Source organism: Nocardia terrae (assembly GCF_009760405.1).
Classification (GTDB): Bacteria; Actinomycetota; Actinomycetes; order Mycobacteriales; family Mycobacteriaceae; genus Nocardia; species Nocardia terrae.
Window position 1 is genome coordinate 852,007 of the sequence record NZ_WRPP01000002.1, and the last position, 19,440, is coordinate 871,446.

Genomic DNA, 19,440 nt, shown 5'->3' on the forward strand with positions numbered 1-19,440 from the left:
CCGGCTCGCGGAGCCAATGGCCGGTTCCTGCACGGTAATCGGTCCCGATGCCCGAGAATCGACTGCGCGTGCACGGATCCGGTTCGAACGTGCACAGCTGTCGTCGTGGCGATCACGCCGTCGCAGTACCGGAGGTGGGACGTGGGGACCCTGCTCGATACCGATGACATGCCTGCGCAGGACAGGCTCGCGGCCATCACGGAGGCGGTCCATGCCGCCGCGGCCCCGCACCATGTCATCGCCGAACCCGGGCAGCCGATTCGGGCGCGCTTCGAGGCCTGGGATTTCGGGGGCGCCGGGATCTACCGGATCGTGCGGTCGTCGGGTATCCGGATGGTGCGCACCGCGCCCCAGATCCGGCGCGGACCGTCGCCCGCCTTCGTCGTGGCGCTGCGTGAGCGCGGCGTCGCCTACCGCAACTGCGGCGAGGTCCAGGACCGGATCGAGCCGGGACAGTTGTTCGCGGTCGATATGAACGCGCCCTTCGATATCGGCTGGCGGCGCACGGGCGCGCACACCGCGCTCATGGTTCCGCTGGACGCACTGGCCATGTCGGCGGAAACCGTTCGCCGCGGTGTCGGGAACCTGCCCGCCAGTCCGCTGTACTCGGTGATGTCGGGATTCATCGCCTCCATGGTGGCGAGCGCGGACGAACTCGGGGCGGACGCGGCCGGACGCGAAATCGCCGCCGCCTGTACGGAAATGGTGCGTGCGCTGCTGGCGTCGGCCGTCGGGAAGGGCGCGGCCGACGGCGGTGCGATCCCCGCGGAGCTCCTGCTGACCCAGATCCGCGAGTACATCCGCGCCAATCTCGCCGATCCCGAGCTCGGCGCGGAATCGATCGCCCGCGCCCACAGCATCTCCCTGCGCCAGCTGTACAAGCTGTGCGCGAGCGCCGGCGTCAGCCTCGAACAGTCGATCATCGCGAATCGCCTGGAGCGGGTACGTGCCGAGCTGTCGAGTCCCGCCCACAGTCACCTGTCCATCGCGTCGGTGGCGGGGCGCTGGGGTTTTCGCGATCCCTCACACTTCGCCCGCCGCTTTCGTGCCGCGTACGGCATCACCCCGCGGGAGTGGCGGCAGGCGTCGGGGACGGGCGCGCGCTGAGATCCGGCGAGTCGAGGACATTGGGCGCCGCGGCGGGGTCTTCGGGCCCTGCCCGGCCGTCGTTCGCCGTGTGATCGTCGAATGCGTACGGGAAGAACCGTGATTCGAGGAGTTGAGTTCGATGGACATGAACAACATGGATATGTCGTCGCCGCTGATGCAGATGTGCCACACGATCATGATGTGGCTGCACCAGCAGGGCATCATGCCCCCGATGACGATGTGATCGCATCCCACCCGCAGTCTGCCGGATCCGGGCATCACATGATGGTGAGGATGTCCGCGATCGGGCGGCGCGGCGTGGGCGGGGGCAGGGGAGCGTCGTCGGACGGGACGGAGCCGATCCGGATCAGCGCTTGCGGCAGGCCGGGGCCGCCGAGCAGCTTCGCGAGGAGTTCCCGGCCCTCGGGCAGTTCGGTGATATTGGTGAGCGGGCAGGTGGCCAGGCCGGCGGCGGTGCATTCGAGCAGGACCGCCGAGAGCGCCTCGCCGATGCGGAGCCACTGGTCGACCGAGTCCCGCACCGCGCTGAGGACTACCAGGCGGGCACGGTCGGTGAGATGTCCGCGGCGCGTGGAGCGCGGGCCGCTGGGGAAAAAGCGGCCGACGCCGACTCTGGCCATCTCCGCTTCCGAGGCCAGCGCGGTCCGCGGTACGCCCTCGCGGGCTTCGGAATTCCCGGTCCACGAATGCAATTCGAGGCCGTAGAACATGTCGTGGCCGCGCACGGCGGCGTACTCGCGCGACAGCGCCGCCAGCCGGGGCCGGGCGGATTCGGCCAGCACGTCGAACTGCACGTACTGCGCCGCGGCCGCCGCGCGCAGCCTCGGCACGATGTCCTGCCAGCCGTCGGGTTCGAGCAGGGCCAGCCGGTCCGTGCGGCGGCGCCCGATCGCGCGCGCCTGCGCCCGGATGTCCCGCGCGGGATCGGGCCACGGCCGGAATTCGATCTCGGCCAGGTGATCCGGCCGCCGCGCGTCGGGCACCCGGACCGTATCGGTGTGCCACCCGCGATCGGCGAAAACCGTTCGGACGTGGTGCAGCATCGCGCCGCAGCTGATCACCAGCTGGCGGCCGAGCGGATCGGCCGCGGGCAGCAGCCGCTCCGCGTCGGCGTAGAGGTCGAGGCGGCGGCCGTCGAACCGCCAGCGCCACGGTTGGGTGTTGTGCACCGACGGCGCGCGGGCCGCCAGTTCGATCGCCGCAGCGACCGTCGCCGGATCGGGTGCCGGTCGACCCCTTGCCTCGTCATCGACGCTCATCCCGTCAGTGTCCGGCCGCGCGGAAGCGCTGCCTACGGCCGTTCCTAGTGCGCCGCAGAGTATTTGGTCATCTCACTTGCGACCGGTCGACTCTGCCCCGCCCACACGTGCCCGCGCGAGGCTCGTGGCGGAAGGGAGTACTCATGACCACCGCCCGCGATAGCGTGCACTGATGGCGCGCGGCGCGGAGCGGTGGCTGCCGGGACTCGCGCAGTTCCGGGGCTACCGCCCGGCCCGGCTGCGGACCGACGCGGCGGCGGGCGTGACCGTGGCCGCCTATCTGATTCCGCAGGTGATGGCCTACGCGACCGTGGCGGGTCTGGCCCCGATCGCGGGCCTGTGGGCGGCGATCGGACCCCTGGCGGTGTACGTGGTGCTCGGCACCTCGCGGCAGCTGTCGGTGGGCCCGGAATCGACCACCGCGCTGATGACGGCGGTGGCGTTGGCCCCGTTGGCCTCCGGCGACCCGGCGCGCTACGCGGCCCTGGCGGCGGCGCTGGCGCTGCTGGTCGGGGCCTGCGGTGTGGTGGGCGCGGTGGCGCGGCTGGGCGTGCTGGCCGATCTGCTGTCGAAGCCGGTCCTCGTCGGCTATCTGGCCGGGACCGCCGCCATCATGATCATCGGTCAGCTCGGGCGGATCGCCAGGGTGCCCATGGAAGGGGAGGAGATCCCCGATCAGCTGCGATCGTTCGCGGCGCACATCCACCAAGTGCACGGGCCGACGCTGCTGCTGGCCGCCGCGACGCTGGCCGTGCTGGTCCTGGCGGGATGGAAGGCGCCGCGGGTGCCGGGGCCGCTGATCGCGGTGCTGGGCGCGACGGTGGTGACGGTGGTGTTCTCCTTGCGGGAGCACGGGATTCGGGTGGTGGGCGCGATTCCCTCGGGGCTGCCCGCACCGGGCGTGCCGCACGTCGCGGCGGGGGATCTGACCGCGTTGTTGCTGCCCGCCCTCGGCGTCGCCCTGGTCGGGTACTCCGACATGGTGCTGACCGCGCGGGCCTTCGCGGCACGCCACGGTGACACCGTCGACGCGAACCGGGAACTGCTGGCGTTGGGCGTCAACAATCTGACCGCCGGTGTGTCGCAGGGTTTTCCGGTCAGCTGCAGCGGCAGCCGCACCACGCTCGCCGACGCCGCGGGCGCGCGCACCCAGCTCTATTCGGCGGTCGCGCTGGTGACGGTGCTGGGCGTGGTGTTCTGGGCGCGGCCGATCCTGGCCGCGTTCCCGACGGCGGCGCTGGGCGCGCTGGTGGTCTACGCCGCACTGCGGCTGATCGATCTACCGGAGTTCGCCCGGCTGGCGCGTTTCCGCCGCAGCGAGCTGGTGCTGGCGCTGTGCACGGCGGCGGCGGTGCTCGCGGTCGGCGTGCTCTACGGCATCCTGCTCGCGATCGGCCTGTCGATCCTGGATCTGCTGCGCCGGGTCGCCCGCGCGCACGACGCGATCCTGGGCTTCGTGCCCGGCCTGGCCGGCATGCACGACGTCGACGACTATCCGGAGGCGAAACCCGTTCCAGGACTGGTGATCTACCGCTATGACGCGCCCCTGTGCTTCGCCAATGCCGAGGACTTCCGCCGCCGCGCGCTGGCCGCGGTCGACTCGTTCACCTCGAACGACGAGCCGGTGCGCTGGTTCGTGCTCAGCTCCGAGGCCAACGTCGAGGTCGATCTCACCGCCCTGGACGCGGTCGAACAGCTGCGGGCCGAATTGACGGCGCGGGGAACGGTCTTCGCCATGGCCCGGGTGAAACAGGACCTGCTGAGGGCGCTCGGCGCGGCCGGACTGGTCGAGCGGATCGGCGCCGACCGGCTGTTCCCGACCCTGCGCACCGCGGTCGCGGCCTATCGGCGGGAGGTCGGCGACCTCGGACCGGGAGATCTGTGACCTTCGGCCGTGACCCCGCCCGCGGTCGGCGCGACATGCTGGGTGAACGCCGGCAGGCGAGCACCACACACAGTCGAAGATCAGGTATCGGTCATGACCGAATTGCAGCCGCTGGACGCGGGATTCATCGAACTCGAGGATTCGGACCGGCACATCAGCCTCGGCATCGCCGCGGTGGCGATCCTGTCCGGGACGCCGCCCTCGCACGCGGAGTTCGAGGCGGTGCTGGCCGACAGAGTCGCCGCGAACGATCGGCTGCGCCAGCGCGTCCGCCGCGCTCCCCTGGACCTGACCGTCCCGGTGTGGGAGTCCGACCCGAATTTCGATCTGGCCCACCATATTCGATGGAGTGCGCTGCCCGAACCGGCCGACGAGGCGGAGCTGCGGGAGTTCATCGCCACCGAACTGGTCGAGCGCCTCGACCGTGACCATCCGCTGTGGGAATGCGTGGTCGTGGAGCGGGTCGCGGGCCGGGGCTGGGCCCTGATCGTCAAGGCCCACCACAGCCTCGTCGACGGCATCTCCGGCGTGTCCCTCTTCGAGAGCCTGTGCGACGCACACGAAGTCGCGCAGCCGCCCGCAGGTGAGCGCGCCGACGGCGCGGCTCGTCCCAAGAACTGGTTCGACTGGGCGGTCACGGGCCTGCGGCTGCCGATCGACGTGCCCCGGTACGCGCTGGGCATGGCCCGCAGCCTCGCGCCGGTCGCCGCCGCGTTGGTCTCCGCGCCGACCGCCTCCTCGCTCAACGGCCCGATCGGCAGGCAGCGCCGCTACGTGATCGCGCGCGCCTCGCTGGCCGAGATCCGCGAGATCGGCCGGGGATTCGACGCGACGGTCAACGACGTGGTGCTGGCCGCGGTGACCTCGGCCTACCGCGCCGTGCTGCTGGGCCGCGGCGAGGACCCCACCGGCAATTCCGTGCGCATCCTGGTGCCGGTGTCGATGCGCGCCGCGGATGCGAAAAAGGCGTTCGACAACCGGGTTTCGGCGGTGCTGTCGCTGCTGCCGCTGCACCTCGAGGATCCGGTCGAGCGGCTGCGGACCATTCACGAACGGATGCTCCGGCACAAGTCCAGTGGCGCGGCGCAGTCGGAGAAGTCGCTGCTGGCGCTGGCGGGCCGAGTGCCGTTCGCGCCGGTGGCCTGGTCGCTGCGGCTGTGGACGCGGCTGCCGCAGCGGGGCGTGACGGCCGTGGCGACCAATGTGCCCGGCCCGCGCGGAACCCTGACCATGCTCGGCCGGGAAGTACTGGAACTGCTGCCCGCCATCCCCATCGCCATGCGCCTGCGCACCGGGATCGCGATCCTCAGCTACGGCGATCAGCTCACCTTCGGCATCACCGGTGACTACGACTCCACCCCGGATCTCGAGGTGATCGCCGACGGAATCCACACCGCTGTCGCGGAATTGCTGGCGGCGGCCCGGGAGCGGCAGCCGATCGTGAAGTCATCGAGATGAACTGGAGGTACATCATGAACAGCTACGGGATCACAGTGTCAGGAGAGACGTCGTGAACGCCGCCGCCGGGATCGGCCTCGTGGCGGCGATCGTGGTGATCATCGTCGCGGCGACGTCCATTCGGGTGGTATTCCAATTCCAGCGTGGCGTGCTGTTCCGGCTCGGACGGGTCGTGGCGGTCCGCGAGCCGGGGCTGAACTTCATCATTCCGGTCATCGACCAGATGAAGAAGGTGTCGATGCGGATCATCACCATGCCGATCCAGTCGCAGGGCATCATCACCCGCGACAATGTCAGCGTCGACATCTCGGCCGTCGCCTACTTCCGGGTGGTCGACGCCCGCAAGTCGGTGGTCGCGATCGAGAACGTGCACGCCGCCATCGACCAGATCGCGCAGACCACGCTGCGCAAGGTGGTGGGCCAGCACACCCTCGATCAGGCGCTGGCCGAAACCGACGCCATCAACGCCGATATCCGCCAGATCCTCGACACCACCACCCTGGAATGGGGCGTGGAGGTCACGCTGGTGGAGCTCAAGGACATCCAGCTGCCCGACAGCATGAAGCGGGCGATGGCGCGCCAGGCCGAGGCCGAACGCGAGAAGCGGGCGAAGATCATTGCCGCCGAAGGCGAATCGCTGGCCGCCGCCGCGCTCGGCGAGGCCTCCGACACCATGATGGCCCACCCGCTGGCCCTGCAGCTGCGCAACCTGCAGACCCTGGTGGAGCTGGGCGTGGACAAGAACACCACCGTCGTGTTCCCCGCGCCGCTGATGAGCGCCATCAGCGACATCAGCGGGTTCTTCGCCCGCGAATCCGCCGCCGCGTCGGCGCAGGCCCCGCAGACGCCTTCGAACGGGTCTGCCGCCGTGCTCGACGGGCCCGCGGTCCTCGCCTCGGGGACGACGCGATGAGCACCGGATACGAGACCCCAGGATTCGGCGCTTCGGCGGTGCTGATGGCCTTGCGCCTGCCGACCGGTCTCGGGCGCACGGTCGGGGAACTGCGCTATACCGCACGGAATTCGGGGCGGCACATCGCGTTTCCCGTGATGTTCGTCAAAGCCGGGGACCGGGTGATCATCCGGGTCGGGAAGTCGGCCACGAAGGTGTGGTGGCGCAACTTCCGCTCGCCGCATCCGGCGTCGATCCGGGTCGGCGGCCACTGGCTGTCGGGCCCGGCGCGCACGGTGTGGCCGGGAACGGTGGAATTCGAAGAGGCGCACGCGCTCTACGAACGGGCGCATCCACGGTTCCCGGTGTTCCCGGAGGATCCCTATGTGGTCATCGACGCGGAGCCCGGCTCGGCCTGAGGCGGGCGCGAGGTACGCCGGGTGCGAATGTCATCGCATCCGGTTACCTTGGCATCTGCCGGACATGGCCCGCGATGCGCGACGCTTTCCTTCTGACAGCGGCAGTTTTCGAGCCGTGGGAGAGTGCCGCGGCGGCTGCCGGAACGGGCATGATCATGACCGAATTGAGACCGCTGGACGCGGGATTCATGGATATGGAAGACGCCGACCGGCACATCAGCATGGGCATCGGCGCGGTGGCGATCATCGAGGGCAGCCCTCCGACGCGGGACGGTTTCCGCGCGGGGCTCGATCGGGGTCTGGGCCTGCACGGGCGGTTGCGCCAGCGGGTGCGCCGGGTCCCGTGGGATCTGGTGGCGCCGATCTGGGAGGACGACCCGAATTTCGATCTGGCGCACCACATTCGATGGACGGCGCTACCCGAACCCGGTGACGAGCGGGCGCTGCGTGAGCTGGTCGCCGGCGAACTCGCCGAGCCGTTCGACCGGGACCACCCGCTGTGGGACGTCGTGGTGGTCGAGGGGCTGCGCGACGGCCGCTGGGCGATGATCGTGCGGGCCCATCACAGCATGGTCGACGGCATCTCGGGCATCACCCTGTTCGAGAGCTTCTGCGATCCGGTCGACGCCGTGCCGCATGCGGCGCTCGAAAAGCATTCCCGCGGAGGAACACTGGCGGCGCTCACCCGCGCGGTCGGACTGCCGTTCGCGGTGCCCGGGTTCGTCGTCGGCGCGCTGCGCACGCTGGCCCCGGTGGTGTACTCCGCCGTCGCGCCCGCACCGGATTCGTCGCTGAACGGCCCGATCGGACGCCAGCGCCGCTATGTGGTGGCACGGACCAGCCTGACCGACGTCCGGGAGATCGCCACGGACTTCGGGATGACGGTCAACGATGTCGCGGTCGCCGCCATCGCCGCCGCCTACCGCCGGTTGCTGCTGGCCCGGGGCGAGCAGCCCGCGCCCGGGAAACTGCGCATCCTGGTTCCGGTGTCGATGCGCGCCGCGGATGCGAGATACGTTCCCGACAACCGTGTTTCGGCGATGATCGTGCGCCTGCCGATCGAGTTCGAGCAACCCCTCGAACGCCTCACCGCCGCACACGAACGCATCGCACGCCACCGGTCCCGAGGCGAGGCCGAAACCGAGAAATCACTGCTGGCCCTGGCCGACCGACTCCCGTTCGCCCTGGTGGCGGGCGTCTTCCGCACGGCGTCGCGGGTCCCGCAACGCGGTGTGGGCGCCCTGGCGACCAATATCCCCGGCCCCCGCCACTGGTTGACCCTCGGCGGCCGCAAGGTCCTCGAGATCTGGCCCGCCATCCCCATCGCCATGCGCGTGCGCACAACCGTCGCCATCCTCAGCTACGCCGACCAGCTGAACTTCGGCATCACCGGCGACTACGACACCACCCCCGACATCGACGAACTCGCCTCGGGGATCTCGACCGAGATCGCGGTGCTCCTGGCGCACGCCCGCGGCCGCGCACTGTAGCGCGGCGGCGGGGCCGCGTGCCGGCCGAAAGGACTCCCACGATGACGACGGCATCGACCTCGATGCTGCCGCTGCACGACGGCCGTCGGCTCGCCTATCTGAGGATGGGCCGAGCCGGCGGGCGACCGGTGCTGTTCTGTCACGGCACACCGGGTTCGCGGCTGTTCCGGCCACCCGAATCGATACCGGAAAGCCTGGGCGTCGATCTCGTGACCGCCGACCGCCCCGGCTACGGCGGGTCCGGTCCGCAACCGCACCGTCGGCTGCTGGATTGGCCGAACGACGCTGTGGCACTGGCCGATCGGCTCGGCTGGACGCGCTTCGCCGTCGCCGGGGTGTCCGGCGGCGGACCGCATGCGCTCGCCTGCGCGGTGCGCTACCCCGACCGCGTCGCCGCCGTCGGGCTCGTGAGCAGTGTCGCGCCGTTCTGGCCGGACGCCCTGGACGGCATGCTCGCCACGACCCGGCGCGGCTTCGAGTGGGCGCACCGGTCACCGGCGCTGCTGCGCTTCGGGGCCCTGCTGGCGGCGCGTCGCCCCGATCGGTTCGTGCGTGGACTCGGCAGTGAGCTGCCGGACTGTGATCGGCGGATCCTGGCCCGTCCGGAGATCGCCCGGATGGCCGCCGAGAACGCCCGGGCGGCCCTCACCGGCGACGCCATGGCGCGCGAAATGGTGCTGCTGCGCCGTGATTGGGAGTTCCGGCCTTCGGATGTCGTTGTCCCCGTGGAACTGTGGCACGGGGAGCTCGACCGCAATGTCCCGGTCGCGCACGGGCGACGGCTGGCGGCCGCCCTCCCGAACTGCCGAGCCACGTTCGTGCCGGACGCCGGGCACTACCTCATCCACGACATCTGGGCCGATGTGCTCGCGGCGGTGAGCCGCCACCTGGACGCTCCAGGCTCGCGGGATCCGTTGTGGCGGTGAGGTGTTCGGTCTACCGGTTGGTCACCGTCACCACCCCGGTGGTGGCGTTCCAGGTGATGGTGCCGTGCTGGAAGTCGCTGGCGCGGCCGCCGTCGATGTCGTGCTCGTCGCCGACCGGCAGGCCCAGGCTGCTCGAGGTGCCGCCGAGCTGGAGGTAGCGGGACAGGATGGCGCCGTGGACTTCGTGGGCGGCGGTGGCCGCGGACCAGTAGACGTTGCCGCCCTGGAACTGCGACGCCCGTCCTCCGGTCACGCCGACCTCGTCGGAGATCGGGTAGCCGAGAAATCCGCGCTCCCAACCGAGTTCGGACCACTTGTCGCGGATCGCGCCGTACACCAGGTCCGCTCCGCTGTTGGGGCTCCAGTAGATCGAGCCGCCTTCGAAGTGGTTGAAGCGGCCCTTGCCGTCGGGTGTGGTGGTCTCGTCGGTTTTCGGGTAGCCGAGGAAGGAGGTCACCGAGCCCAGCCCGAAGTATTTGCCGCCGATCGCGCCGTGAACTTCGAAGGCGCCGAGGTTGTTCCGCCAGTAGATGCGGCCGGCGTCGAACCACTGCACCGCGCTGGTTCCGGCGGCGGTGGCGGCCATCTCCCCGGAGCGGGGCGGGCCCAGCGCCGAGCGCTGTGCGCCGAGCGCGGCGTATTTCGCTCCGATCAGGCCCTGGGTGACGGCGTGATAGGGGTCGGTGAAGCCGTAGCCCATGCCGCGCAGGGTCGAGATGATCGACGGCAGCGCCGCGGTGTCGGTGGAATCGTTGCTCAGGTGCATCACGATCGTCGCGCCCGGCACCGTGTACTGACGTACCCGCGCGAGGATCGTGTCCAGGCTCGCGCCCTCGTAACCCGTTGTGTCGAAGGTCCAATCGAAGTTGACGTAATACCCGCGGGCCGCCAGATCACGATTGACGCTCGCGTCCTGATACCCGTCGCGGTACGGCGCGCGGAACCAGCCGCCGGAGGTGAACCCCAGCCGGTTGAACGCCGCCTCCGCCTGGTCCAGCTCCGACCACCGCTCGGACTGGGAGAGCCCGGAGAAGTAGGGATGGTCGTAGCTGTGGTTGATCAGCTTGTGCCCGGCCGCGAGCAGCGTCCGCGTCTGATCCGGATATTTCTCGACATAGCGGCCGGTGAGGGAGAAGGCGGCGGTGATCCCGTTGTCGCGCAGGATGCGCAGCACCTCGTCGGGATTGCCCGGGCTCCACCAATCCGCGTCGAAGGTGAGGGTGACGTTCTTGCTCGCGGTGTCGTAGGCGCGGGTGAACACCGTCGCCGACCCGGGGGCCGCGTCGGAGGCCGTGGCCCGCAACGGAACCGAGGCCACCACCAGGGCGGCCACCAGGGCCGCGAGTTTGCGGGTCGTCTTCATTTCAGTTGTCCTCGTGGCTGATGGTCGGTATCAGGCGGCGCCGGTGGCGGGCGTGAAAGTCAGTGCCTCACTGACGACTTCGCCGAACCGGGTCGGATCGGCCAGCAGCCAGCAGTGCCTGCCCTCGACGGTGATCGTGCGGATCTCCTCGTGGGCGGCGCGCAGGGTGTGGGTCGCGGCGGCCGGGATCACGTTGTCCTCGTTGCTCCAGACGATCGTGATCGGCAGCCCGCGCCTGCCCAGTTCGGCGAGTTCGGCCGTCAGATTCGCGGTCCGGACCAGCTTGGCCGCCCGCCAGAAGGCGCGCGGGTGGGTCAGCGCTGCCGGGACGCCGTCGCGGAGGATGACCGGCAGCACGCGGGTCAACTCGGGCACCGGCAGGACGTCGGCCTGCAGGTGCAGCCCCCAATCCCACAGCGGCCGCTGGGTCATCGCCACCAGCGTGCCGCGCCCGTTGACCCACGCCGACCCGCCGACGGAATTGACCAGGATCAGCCGGCCCACCAGATCCGGTGAGTCGTGAGCGGTCATGATGGCGACGCCGCCGCCGAACGAATGCCCGATGAGGGTGACCGGTTCGGTGATGCCCACGGACCGGATGAACGCGGCGACCCAGGCCGCGTAGCCCTGAATGCTGGTGCGGCTGGTGGGCAGTTCGCCGGTGCCGCCGAAGCCCGGCATCGTCGGCGCGTGGACGCGCATCCCACGGCGCGTGAGCTCCTCGAGCGCGATGCGATAGGTGCGATTCGCCAGCCCGAATCCGTGCAGCAGCACCACGTTGGGACCGGAGCCGCCGACCAGATAACGGCTGCGGACACCGTCGACCGTCGTTGTCCGCCACCGCAGCCCGTCCTCGGGCCGATCTCCGGTTTGCCCTGAGAGGTTCATGCTTCGACTGTGCACCGCCGGCCGTCGTCCGCCGAGAGGCCGAATGTCGTCTCTCGGCACTGAAAGGTCAACGACCGTGAGGACTTTCGACGACGGTATCGGGCCCTTACGGGCTGTGACCGTTCCTGGCGATAGAGCGTGAGACGCTATAACGTCGTGCGTACGAGGAGAGGGCACCCGTTGGCCGAACAGGCAGCGCAGACGCGTACCAGCCGGCGGTGGCTCCGTGGCCGAACTGCGAAGACCCTGCTCGTCCTGATGATCGTGCCGATGGTGACGGTCGTCGGCTACATCGGTTATGTGGCGGTCAGGCGGGGGCAGCAGATCACCCTGCCCGCCCCGACCGGTCCCTATGCGGTCGGCCGGACCACCGTCGACTGGACCGACGACACTCGTGCCGATCCGCTCGCTCCCCGGCCGGGCATGCCGCGGGAGCTGTCGGTGTGGCTGTGGTACCCGGCCGCACCCGATCCCGGTGCGGCGCCCGCGCCCTACGCCCCGGGCGCCTGGTCGGGGCTGCACGTGAGCGGTCTGCCCGGGCTGGGCGAGACCGGTTTCGACCACGTCCGGGTGCACGCTGTCGCCGACGCCCCCGTCGCCGTCGGCAGATTCCCCGTCGTGGTGCTCGAACCCGGGTTGGGTCTGGCCGCACCGCAATACACCACGCTCGCGGAGAATCTGGCCAGTCACGGGTACCTGGTCGCCGGGATCACCCCCACCTACAGCGCGAAACTGACAGTGCTCAACGGGCGGGCGGTGGCCGCGACATCCGCTGGTAATCCCCAGGATTCGGACACGGCCGCCATGCGTGCGGTCGACGATCGACTGGTCGGCGTCTGGGCGGCCGACGACCGCTTCGTCGCCACCGAGCTCGCCGGGCTGGACGCCACCGGGCGGTTCGCCGGGCACATCGACGCCGCCACCACCGTGTACCTCGGCCATTCCTTCGGCGGCGCGGCCGCACTGCAAGCGTGTCACGATGATGTGCGGTGCGTCGGGGCCGCGGACCTGGACGGCACCCAATTCGGGGACGTCGTCGGGTCGGGGCTCGCCAAGCCGATGATGTTGTTGGCCAGCCAGAGTTCGTGCGTCACCGGTATCTGTCGGCCGGGCAATGCCAGCGAGCAAGCCGCACACGATGCCGCCCACACCTTGCTCACGGCGAGCACCGGTCCCGTCTGGAGCTATCGGCTCAACGGGTCCGAGCACTTCAACTTCAGCGATTACGGCGCGTACTACCTGGCCCTGCCGCTACGGTCCGCGGTCGGGCTCGGATCGATCGACGGCGACGTGGCGCTGACCATCACCGACGCCTACCTGGTCGCGTTCGTCGACCAGGTGACCCGCGGCCAGGCCGAACCGCTGCTGGCGGGCGCGTCCTCGCCCTACTCTCAGGTCGAAGTGCAGCACACCGGATGACAATGCCCGGCGGCCGCCGATCCTGTCGGCACGGCCACCGGGCATCTCGTTCTGGGTCGGCGTGGGCGATGTCGCTCAGCGCTTCTGGCCGTCGGCCTTGTTCAGCGCTTCGCCCGCCTCGCGCACGATGCTGCGCAGGAACTCGTACTGCGCCGTGATGAGCTTGTCGGACAGTTCCAGGCCCGCTTCGATGAGGGACTTGCGCAGCGCGTGCAGGGCCGAGTCCTCGCGGATCGCTTCCCGGCGCTCACGAATCGCCTCGTCGACGGTGGTGATGAAGGCGTGCACGGCGGCGCTGGCGGCCCGCTGTCCGGCCTTGGCCGATTCGAGGACCTCGTCGGACAGACGGTCGGTCTGCTGGGACTCCTGCCGGGTGGGTGTGGTCATGGTCTTGCTCCTTGCGCGAGATCGGGCAACGGTCGCCGAGGGAGTCGGCACCGTGCATCAGCATGTCCGCGTCCACGCGGCGCCCCGTAGGGCCGATGGTCCCCATCCGGCCGTCGATTCGTCCTCTCTCGGGACCAAAGGCGCTGTGGCACAGCAAGATCAACGGCAGCGCGCGGGACCGTCGCCGGGCGTGCGATTGGGCCCGAAGGTTCGCGGTCCGGGGGACCTTCGCCCCTGCCGCTCAGGAGTTCGGTGCGGTCACAGTGAAGAAGGGGGAATCGCCCGCGGACGAATGGTTAAGGCGATGGGTTCACAGGACTCACATATGACTCAGTCGGACCTCTTCACATGGAGCATGGAGCAGGATCCGAATCTCCGATCGACGATCGTGACGGTGCTGGTGCTGGACCGCGAACCGGACTGGGATCGGCTGGTACGCATGATCGATCGAGGCACGCGAGCGGTGCCGAGGTTCCGGCACCGGTTGGTCGCGGCGCCCTGGGGGCTGACGCCGCCGCGGTGGATGCCCGATCCGGACTTCGACTTGTCCTGGCACGTGCGTCATCTCGCCCTGCCTGCCCCCGCGGATCTGTCCGCGGCGATCGAGTTCGCGCGCACCGAGGTCATGTCCGCGTTCGATCCGGCCCGGCCGCTGTGGCGGTTCACCGTGCTCGGCGGTCTGGAAGGGGGTGGGAGCGCCCTCGTGCTGAAGGTGCACCACAGCCTCACCGACGGCGTCGGCGGTATCGAGATCGCCGGTGAGATCCTCGATTTCACCCGGGAAGGGACCGAACACGGACAGGTTTCCGACACGGCCGGCTCGGGCGGGGGCGTGCTCGGCGATATCGTCGCGTGGAACTGGTCGGCGGGCGCGGACATGGTGCGTTCCGGGCTCGCGGCGATTCCGCAGCTGGCCCGCCGCGCGGTCACCAACCCCGTCGGCGCCGTCCGGGACGGCGCGATACTGGCCGAATCCCTGCTGAAGCTGGCCCGCCCGATCACCCGGACGCTGTCACCGCTGATGACCCAGCGCGGCCTGGGGCGGCAGCTGACGGTGCTCGACGTGCCGCTGGCGTCGCTGCAGCGCGGCGCGCACGCGGCGGGCTGCACGGTCAACGACGCCTTCCTGGCCTCGGTGCTGATCGGCCTGCGCATCTACCACCGCCGTCACGGACACCAGGTCGAACACCTGCGCGTGGCGATGCCGATCAGCCTGCGGCGGCCGGGCGACCCCATCGGCGGCAATCGGATCACGCTGGCGCGCTTCGCGGTTCCCGTCGAGATCACCGCCGCGGTCGAACTCATGCGCGCCCTGGACACCACCGTCGAGCGCTGGCGGCGCGAACCGGCCATCCCGCTGTCCAACGCCGTCGCGGCGACCTTCAACCGGCTGCCGGTCGGCCTGCTCACCCCCATGTTCAAACATGTCGACTTCATCGCCTCCGACGTCCCCGGCTCCCCGGTCGAGCTCTACATCGCGGGTGCGAAGGTCGAGCGGATCTACCCCTTCGGCCCCACCACCGGCACCGCCCTGAACATCACCCTGATCTCCCACGTCGGAACCTGTTACATCGGAATCAATTCCGACACCGCGGCGGTACCCGATCCGGCGCAGCTGACCGACTGCCTGGCGGCCGGCTTCCACGCGGTGGCCGCCCTCGACCCCGGTGAGGTCGAGCAGCCGGCACCGGCCGAACAGCATTCACCGACCTGACGGTTCCCGGCCATCGAGTGAGGAGGTAGTGCCATGCGAGCGCACGCGGGAGATTGGCTGATCGTCGAAGGACGTGCCGTCGGCGGTGCGGTTCGCCGCGGTCTCGTCGAGGAGGTGCGCGGAAAAGACGGTGCGCCGCCCTATCTCGTCCATTGGACCGACAACGGCCATCGGGCGCTGACCTTCCCGGGCCCCGACGCCTACGTGCTCAGCAGCGCGGAACTGCGTGCCCGCGAAGAGATCGCCGCGGCCCGATATTCCACGATGCAGCACACGCCGAACCACTCGGGCAACAAGTCGACGTGACCAGGGCCGCGGAAGAGGAAACACGATGAAGCACAAGACGGTCGCCGATGTCATGACCCGGGAGGTGGTCTCCGTGCGGACCGATGCGCCGTTCCGGGAGATCGTGGGCGCCCTCGCCGAGCACGGCGTCAGCGGCGCACCGGTCCTCGACGCGGGAGGGCGGGTGATCGGTGTGGTCAGCGAAGCGGACCTGCTCGGCAGGCCGACGCGGGCCGGGGGCCGGGGCCGGGAATCGGCATGGGATCGGTTGCTGCACAGGACCTTCGCGCACCGGACGCGGGCACGTACCGCGGCCGAGCTGATGAATTCCCCGGCGGTGACGCTGACGCCCGCCACCCGGCTGCCCGAGGCGGCCGCCACCCTCGCCCGGTACGGGGTGAAGCGTGCGCCGGTCGTCGACGAGAACGGCGAACCGGTCGGCATCGTCAGCCGCAAGGATCTGTTGAGGGTCTATCTGCGCACGGATGCCGAACTGGCCGAAGAGGTGCGGTCCGAGGTGCTGGACAAGGCGATGTGGCTGGTGCCGCAGGAGGTTTCGGTCACGGTGCGCGACGGGGTCGTCACCCTGCGCGGCACCGTCGAACGGCAGGGCATGGTCGATGTGATCACCGCGCTCACCGCGGCCGTCGACGGTGTCGTCGACGTGTGCAACGAGATCACCGCGAACACCGCCCGCGACCTCATGCACGTCGGCGTGCTCACCATCTCCGAACAGGACACGGTGACCGAAGCGGCCCACCGCATGCGGGATTCCGACATCGGCGCGCTGCCGGTCGTCGACGCCTACGGGGACGCGATCGGCATCGTCACCGATCGTGATCTGGTCGTGAGATGCGTTGCCGCGGGCGGTGATCCGGACCGGACGCCGGTCTCGACGGTGGCGACCCGCGACCTGCACACCGTCGCGGCCGACAGCGACCTCGCCGACGTCCTGCTGCTGATGCGCGACCATCGGATCCACCGGGTGCCGGTGTGCGAGAACAATCGGCTGGTCGGCATCATCACCGAAGCCGACCTGGCCCGTCACCTCGCGGAATCGGCCGCGGGCCAGCTGGTGCGAGGACTGTACGCACCATAGCGATCGCGGGTGCCCCGATTCAGGTCGGCCAGATTCACGGCGTCGGCCATGGCGGTGTAGCCGAGGTCGTTGGGATGCAGGTGGTCGCCGCTGTCGAAGGCGGGGGCCAGCCGTCGCGGGTTGCCGGGATCGGCGAGGGCGGCATCGAAGTCGATGACGGCGTCGTACTCGCCACTGGTACGCAGCCAGTGGTTGACGGTTCGGCGTTCGGCCTCGGCCTTGTCGGAGTAGAAGGGGCAGCCCTCGAAAGGGGGCAGCGTGGCGCCGAGCACGCGCACCCCGCGCGCACGGGCCTGGCGGATCAGCTCCCGGTGCGCGGCGATGAGCTGATCCGCGGTGACGCGTACGGGAGGTTCGCCGACGTCGGGGGATGCGCCGTCGAGCCCGATGTCGTTGGTGCCCTCCAGGACGATGACGGTGCCGACACCCGGCAGCTCGAGAGCGTCGCGGCGAAATCGCCGTGCGCCGCTCTCGCCGAGCCACGCGGAATCCACGACGAGGCGGTTACCGCTGATCCCGGCATTGAGCACCGCGTGCGGTATGCCCGCCGCGACGAGCCGCCGCGCCAGCTCATCGGGAAAGCGGTGGTCGGAGTTCGCGGTGGAGCCGAAACCGTCGACGATCGAGTCGCCGAAGACGACCACCGCGGCGGGCTGGGGGCGCACATTGGCGACCTCGATGCCGGACAGGTAGTACCAGGACTGCGAGGTCTCGGTGAACGCGGTGCCGACGGCGTCGGCGTGATGATCGCCGACCGCGCGGAACGTGGTCGCGAACGCCCGGGTGTGCTGCGTCGCGGCCCCGGCCGACCCGGCCAGATACATGCTGATGGTCAGCGACTCGAACGGTGAAATCCGTAGCGGCACCGAATCTGTGACGAGATCGACGCCCGCCGGGATCGTGAACGAGACCGAGGATCCGCAGGTCAGCGGCCGCAGTGTCGCGGGCCGGATCCCGGCGCCGGGAACGGTGCGCGCGATCGCCGCTACCTGCACGGGCAACGGTGCGGTGCCGTATCGGTTGCTCAGCCGAACTCGAACAGCACCTCCTCCCGAACCGACCCGCACCACTTGGCGCAGGGTGTGATGGGCGAATCCGGTTCCGTCCCAGCCGGATCCGGAGAAACGACGGGGTTGCTGCGGAACCGCCATCCAGGCTACCGACCAGATCGGCGCGGTCCGGGCGGGTATCGGCTGGAACATTCGAAACCATCTGGTCGGCAAAGGTGCTCGCTGGTTACATCGCGAATCATCCACGGCGACAGTCGAGTCCGCAGAAAAGCGACTGCCTTCGGATTCTATCCGAAGGCAGTCGCGCGGCAGTAGTTCCTCCGGCCCGGCCGGGAGGGGCGGTGTCGGCTACTCGTCGCCCTTGGTCGGTTGTGCCGGTTCGCAGCGCCGGGCGAGCTCGCTCATGCGGGCACGGTAGTCGTCCCGCGGAATCAGGCCCGTGAGGAGGGCGGTGAGCAGCGTGTTCTCGGCGTTGAGGGCGGTCCAGATTCGGGCCGGGTCGGCCCATTCGACACTCGGGTGGGCGTTCGCCGGGGATGCCGGATCGGCGGGGGAGGCGGGGGTCGGCTCGGGGCGATGCCGGGCCGCCCGGGTGCGCCGTGTCTCGTCCGCGCGTCCGGCGATGTTCCACCACAGCATCATCGGTACCGCCCAGGCCGCTATCGCTCCCAGGAAGAGGGCCGCTGTCGTCGGCACGTCAACTCGCCTCCTCGGCGTGGCATATCGAGGTTTCCAGGATTGAGGATCCGCTCCGCGGGCCGGGTTCGCCAGGGGCGGTGAGCACTGTCAGGGGGGTCCAATGTCGCTGCGGTTCAGGGCCTGTGACTCTGCTGGGGGATGCGACGGCGAGGTCATGGTGGGTTATGCGAAGGAAAGGGAGACTGTCATGACACCGCTTCGAGTCGTGTCCGGTAGCGCAAATCCGGGACTGGCCGCCGCGATCGCCGCCATGCTCGATATCGAGGCTCCCGGCGGCGAGCTGGAGCGTTTCCCGGACGGGGAGGTTCGCCCGGTGGTGGAGCACGTGGGCGGCAAGGATGTCTATGTCGTGCAGCCGACCTCGCCCCCGGTCAATGACAATCTCGTCGAACTGCTGCTGCTGCTGGACGCCTGCCGCAGGTCGCGGGCCGCCCGGGTGACCGCGGTGGTGCCCTACTTCGGCTACGCCCGGCAGAGCCGGCGCACGCGGGCCGGGCAGGCGCTGGGGCTGCGGGTGGTCGCGGAGGCCGTCGCGGGCGCGGGCGCGGATCGGCTCGTCGTCGTCGACCCGCACACGGCCGCACTGGAATCGGTGAGTCCGATACCCGTCGAGACCCTGACGGCGGTGCCGCTGCTGGCCGAGCGGATCAGCCCGGCGCACGGCGGCAACACCGTGGTGGTGGCGCCCGACGCCGGTGCGGCGAAGCTGGCCGAGCAGTACGCGGCTATCACCGGGGACACGGTCGCGCTGGTGCGCAAGCATCGTGACAGCGATACCAGCGCCACCGCGATCGAACTGCTCGGCGAGGTGCGCGGCCGCGCGGCGGTGATCGTCGACGACCTGATCTCCACGGCGGCGACTCTCGAAGCGGCGGTGGAGATCCTGCGGCACCGGGCGAGCGACATCGTCGTGGCCGCCTCCCACGGACCGCTGACCCCCGGCGCCGTCGAGCGGCTGCGCGGGCTCGGCGTGCGCCGGGTCCTGGTCACCGACACCATCGCCCACGACGCGGTCACGCCTCCGTTCGAAGTGTGCTCGGTGGTGCCCCTGCTGGCGTCGGCCATCGCGGACCTGCACAGCGGACAACCATTGCGCGAGCTGATCGCGCGCCCCTGAGGACCGCCCCCGACGCGGGG

The 19,440-nt window shown here is 70.1% G+C and carries 18 protein-coding genes; 12 read left to right on the forward strand and 6 right to left on the reverse strand.

The window, feature by feature from the left end:
• Positions 1–141 precede the first annotated feature (141 nt).
• A complete protein-coding gene (locus GPX89_RS13850; RefSeq protein ID WP_198347419.1) occupies positions 142–1,107 on the forward strand; it encodes a helix-turn-helix domain-containing protein in 966 nt (321 codons plus the stop codon).
• Positions 1,108–1,367: 260 nt separating this feature from the next.
• On the opposite strand, the gene GPX89_RS13855 is transcribed toward GPX89_RS13850, so the two are convergent.
• Positions 1,368–2,369, reverse strand: coding sequence for an Acg family FMN-binding oxidoreductase (locus GPX89_RS13855; protein WP_157387840.1), 1,002 nt, complete (start codon positions 2,367–2,369; stop codon positions 1,368–1,370).
• Between the two features lie 172 nt (positions 2,370–2,541).
• On the opposite strand from GPX89_RS13855, the gene GPX89_RS13860 reads away from it, so the two are divergent.
• From GPX89_RS13860 to GPX89_RS13885, 6 genes are all read left to right on the forward strand, one after another.
• Positions 2,542–4,254 carry a SulP family inorganic anion transporter gene (locus GPX89_RS13860; RefSeq protein WP_157387841.1) on the forward strand — a complete coding sequence of 571 codons (1,713 nt, stop codon included), beginning with the start codon at positions 2,542–2,544 and terminating at the stop codon, positions 4,252–4,254.
• 93 nt (positions 4,255–4,347) lie between these two features.
• Positions 4,348–5,712 carry a wax ester/triacylglycerol synthase family O-acyltransferase gene (locus GPX89_RS13865; protein WP_157387842.1) on the forward strand — a complete coding sequence of 455 codons (1,365 nt, stop codon included), beginning with the start codon at positions 4,348–4,350 and terminating at the stop codon, positions 5,710–5,712.
• A gap of 52 nt (positions 5,713–5,764) precedes the next feature.
• Positions 5,765–6,625, forward strand: a complete 861-nt coding sequence (locus GPX89_RS13870; protein WP_328601799.1) for a slipin family protein — start codon at positions 5,765–5,767, stop codon at positions 6,623–6,625.
• Positions 6,622–7,023: a PNPOx family protein gene (locus tag GPX89_RS13875; RefSeq protein ID WP_157387843.1), complete on the forward strand. Its 402-nt coding sequence runs from the start codon at positions 6,622–6,624 to the stop codon at positions 7,021–7,023. Before GPX89_RS13870 ends, GPX89_RS13875 begins: the two co-directional genes overlap by 4 nt.
• Positions 7,024–7,178: 155 nt before the next feature.
• Entirely contained in the window at positions 7,179–8,513 is a 1,335-nt protein-coding gene (locus tag GPX89_RS13880) for a wax ester/triacylglycerol synthase family O-acyltransferase (protein WP_157387844.1), read from the forward strand.
• Between the two features lie 41 nt (positions 8,514–8,554).
• Complete coding sequence (locus tag GPX89_RS13885) at positions 8,555–9,439, forward strand: alpha/beta fold hydrolase (protein ID WP_157387845.1); 885 nt, start codon at positions 8,555–8,557, stop codon at positions 9,437–9,439.
• A gap of 10 nt (positions 9,440–9,449) precedes the next feature.
• On the opposite strand, the gene GPX89_RS13890 is transcribed toward GPX89_RS13885, so the two are convergent.
• Both GPX89_RS13890 and GPX89_RS13895 read right to left on the reverse strand, forming a co-directional pair.
• Entirely contained in the window at positions 9,450–10,802 is a 1,353-nt protein-coding gene (locus tag GPX89_RS13890; RefSeq protein ID WP_157387846.1) for a polysaccharide deacetylase family protein, read from the reverse strand.
• A gap of 30 nt (positions 10,803–10,832) precedes the next feature.
• The gene (locus GPX89_RS13895; protein WP_157387847.1) at positions 10,833–11,690 is read right to left on the reverse strand and encodes an alpha/beta fold hydrolase; all 858 of its coding nucleotides are present in this window, start codon (positions 11,688–11,690) and stop codon (positions 10,833–10,835) included.
• A 180-nt stretch (positions 11,691–11,870) separates the two neighbouring features.
• Between GPX89_RS13895 and GPX89_RS13900 the strand changes: the two genes are divergently transcribed.
• Positions 11,871–13,109 (forward strand): alpha/beta hydrolase, encoded by a 1,239-nt coding sequence (locus tag GPX89_RS13900; RefSeq protein WP_198347421.1) that lies wholly within the window; start codon positions 11,871–11,873, stop codon positions 13,107–13,109.
• 75 nt (positions 13,110–13,184) lie between these two features.
• Here GPX89_RS13900 and GPX89_RS13905 read toward each other — a convergent pair whose 3' ends face one another.
• Complete coding sequence (locus GPX89_RS13905; protein WP_157387848.1) at positions 13,185–13,496, reverse strand: hypothetical protein; 312 nt, start codon at positions 13,494–13,496, stop codon at positions 13,185–13,187.
• Positions 13,497–13,821: 325 nt separating this feature from the next.
• Here GPX89_RS13905 and GPX89_RS13910 point away from each other — a divergent pair, with 325 nt between their 5' ends.
• From GPX89_RS13910 to GPX89_RS13920, 3 genes are read left to right on the forward strand one after another with little or no spacing between them, the layout of a single operon-like run.
• Positions 13,822–15,210 carry a wax ester/triacylglycerol synthase domain-containing protein gene (locus GPX89_RS13910; protein WP_157387849.1) on the forward strand — a complete coding sequence of 463 codons (1,389 nt, stop codon included), beginning with the start codon at positions 13,822–13,824 and terminating at the stop codon, positions 15,208–15,210.
• A gap of 33 nt (positions 15,211–15,243) precedes the next feature.
• Positions 15,244–15,516, forward strand: a complete 273-nt coding sequence (locus tag GPX89_RS13915) for a DUF1918 domain-containing protein (RefSeq protein WP_157387850.1) — start codon at positions 15,244–15,246, stop codon at positions 15,514–15,516.
• A gap of 25 nt (positions 15,517–15,541) precedes the next feature.
• Positions 15,542–16,594: a CBS domain-containing protein gene (locus tag GPX89_RS13920; RefSeq protein WP_157387851.1), complete on the forward strand. Its 1,053-nt coding sequence runs from the start codon at positions 15,542–15,544 to the stop codon at positions 16,592–16,594.
• Here GPX89_RS13920 and GPX89_RS13925 read toward each other — a convergent pair.
• Together GPX89_RS13925 and GPX89_RS13930 are read right to left on the reverse strand one after the other, a co-directional pair.
• Positions 16,540–17,796, reverse strand: coding sequence for an SGNH/GDSL hydrolase family protein (locus GPX89_RS13925; RefSeq protein WP_157387852.1), 1,257 nt, complete (start codon positions 17,794–17,796; stop codon positions 16,540–16,542). The genes GPX89_RS13920 and GPX89_RS13925 overlap by 55 nt on opposite strands.
• Positions 17,797–17,952: 156 nt before the next feature.
• Complete coding sequence (locus tag GPX89_RS13930; protein WP_157387853.1) at positions 17,953–18,300, reverse strand: hypothetical protein; 348 nt, start codon at positions 18,298–18,300, stop codon at positions 17,953–17,955.
• 190 nt (positions 18,301–18,490) lie between these two features.
• On the opposite strand from GPX89_RS13930, the gene GPX89_RS13935 reads away from it, so the two are divergent.
• Positions 18,491–19,420: a ribose-phosphate diphosphokinase gene (locus tag GPX89_RS13935; RefSeq protein ID WP_157387854.1), complete on the forward strand. Its 930-nt coding sequence runs from the start codon at positions 18,491–18,493 to the stop codon at positions 19,418–19,420.
• The last annotated feature ends 20 nt before the right edge of the window (positions 19,421–19,440 follow it).

Bases quoted from the DNA above. Each gene is read 5' to 3' on its own strand.
- GPX89_RS13910 (WP_157387849.1), top strand. From the start codon at position 13,822: ATGACTCAGTCGGACCTCTTCACATGGAGCATGGAGCAGGATCCGAAT.
- GPX89_RS13915 (WP_157387850.1), top strand. From the start codon at position 15,244: ATGCGAGCGCACGCGGGAGATTGGCTGATCGTCGAAGGACGTGCCGTC.
- GPX89_RS13890 (WP_157387846.1), bottom strand. From the start codon at position 10,802: ATGAAGACGACCCGCAAACTCGCGGCCCTGGTGGCCGCCCTGGTGGTG.
- GPX89_RS13925 (WP_157387852.1), bottom strand. From the start codon at position 17,796: ATGTTCCAGCCGATACCCGCCCGGACCGCGCCGATCTGGTCGGTAGCC.
- GPX89_RS13905 (WP_157387848.1), bottom strand. From the start codon at position 13,496: ATGACCACACCCACCCGGCAGGAGTCCCAGCAGACCGACCGTCTGTCC.
- GPX89_RS13855 (WP_157387840.1), bottom strand. From the start codon at position 2,369: ATGAGCGTCGATGACGAGGCAAGGGGTCGACCGGCACCCGATCCGGCG.
- GPX89_RS13920 (WP_157387851.1), top strand. From the start codon at position 15,542: ATGAAGCACAAGACGGTCGCCGATGTCATGACCCGGGAGGTGGTCTCC.
- GPX89_RS13875 (WP_157387843.1), top strand. From the start codon at position 6,622: ATGAGCACCGGATACGAGACCCCAGGATTCGGCGCTTCGGCGGTGCTG.
- GPX89_RS13880 (WP_157387844.1), top strand. From the start codon at position 7,179: ATGACCGAATTGAGACCGCTGGACGCGGGATTCATGGATATGGAAGAC.
- GPX89_RS13895 (WP_157387847.1), bottom strand. From the start codon at position 11,690: ATGAACCTCTCAGGGCAAACCGGAGATCGGCCCGAGGACGGGCTGCGG.
- GPX89_RS13885 (WP_157387845.1), top strand. From the start codon at position 8,555: ATGACGACGGCATCGACCTCGATGCTGCCGCTGCACGACGGCCGTCGG.
- GPX89_RS13935 (WP_157387854.1), top strand. From the start codon at position 18,491: ATGACACCGCTTCGAGTCGTGTCCGGTAGCGCAAATCCGGGACTGGCC.
- GPX89_RS13865 (WP_157387842.1), top strand. From the start codon at position 4,348: ATGACCGAATTGCAGCCGCTGGACGCGGGATTCATCGAACTCGAGGAT.
- GPX89_RS13860 (WP_157387841.1), top strand. From the start codon at position 2,542: ATGGCGCGCGGCGCGGAGCGGTGGCTGCCGGGACTCGCGCAGTTCCGG.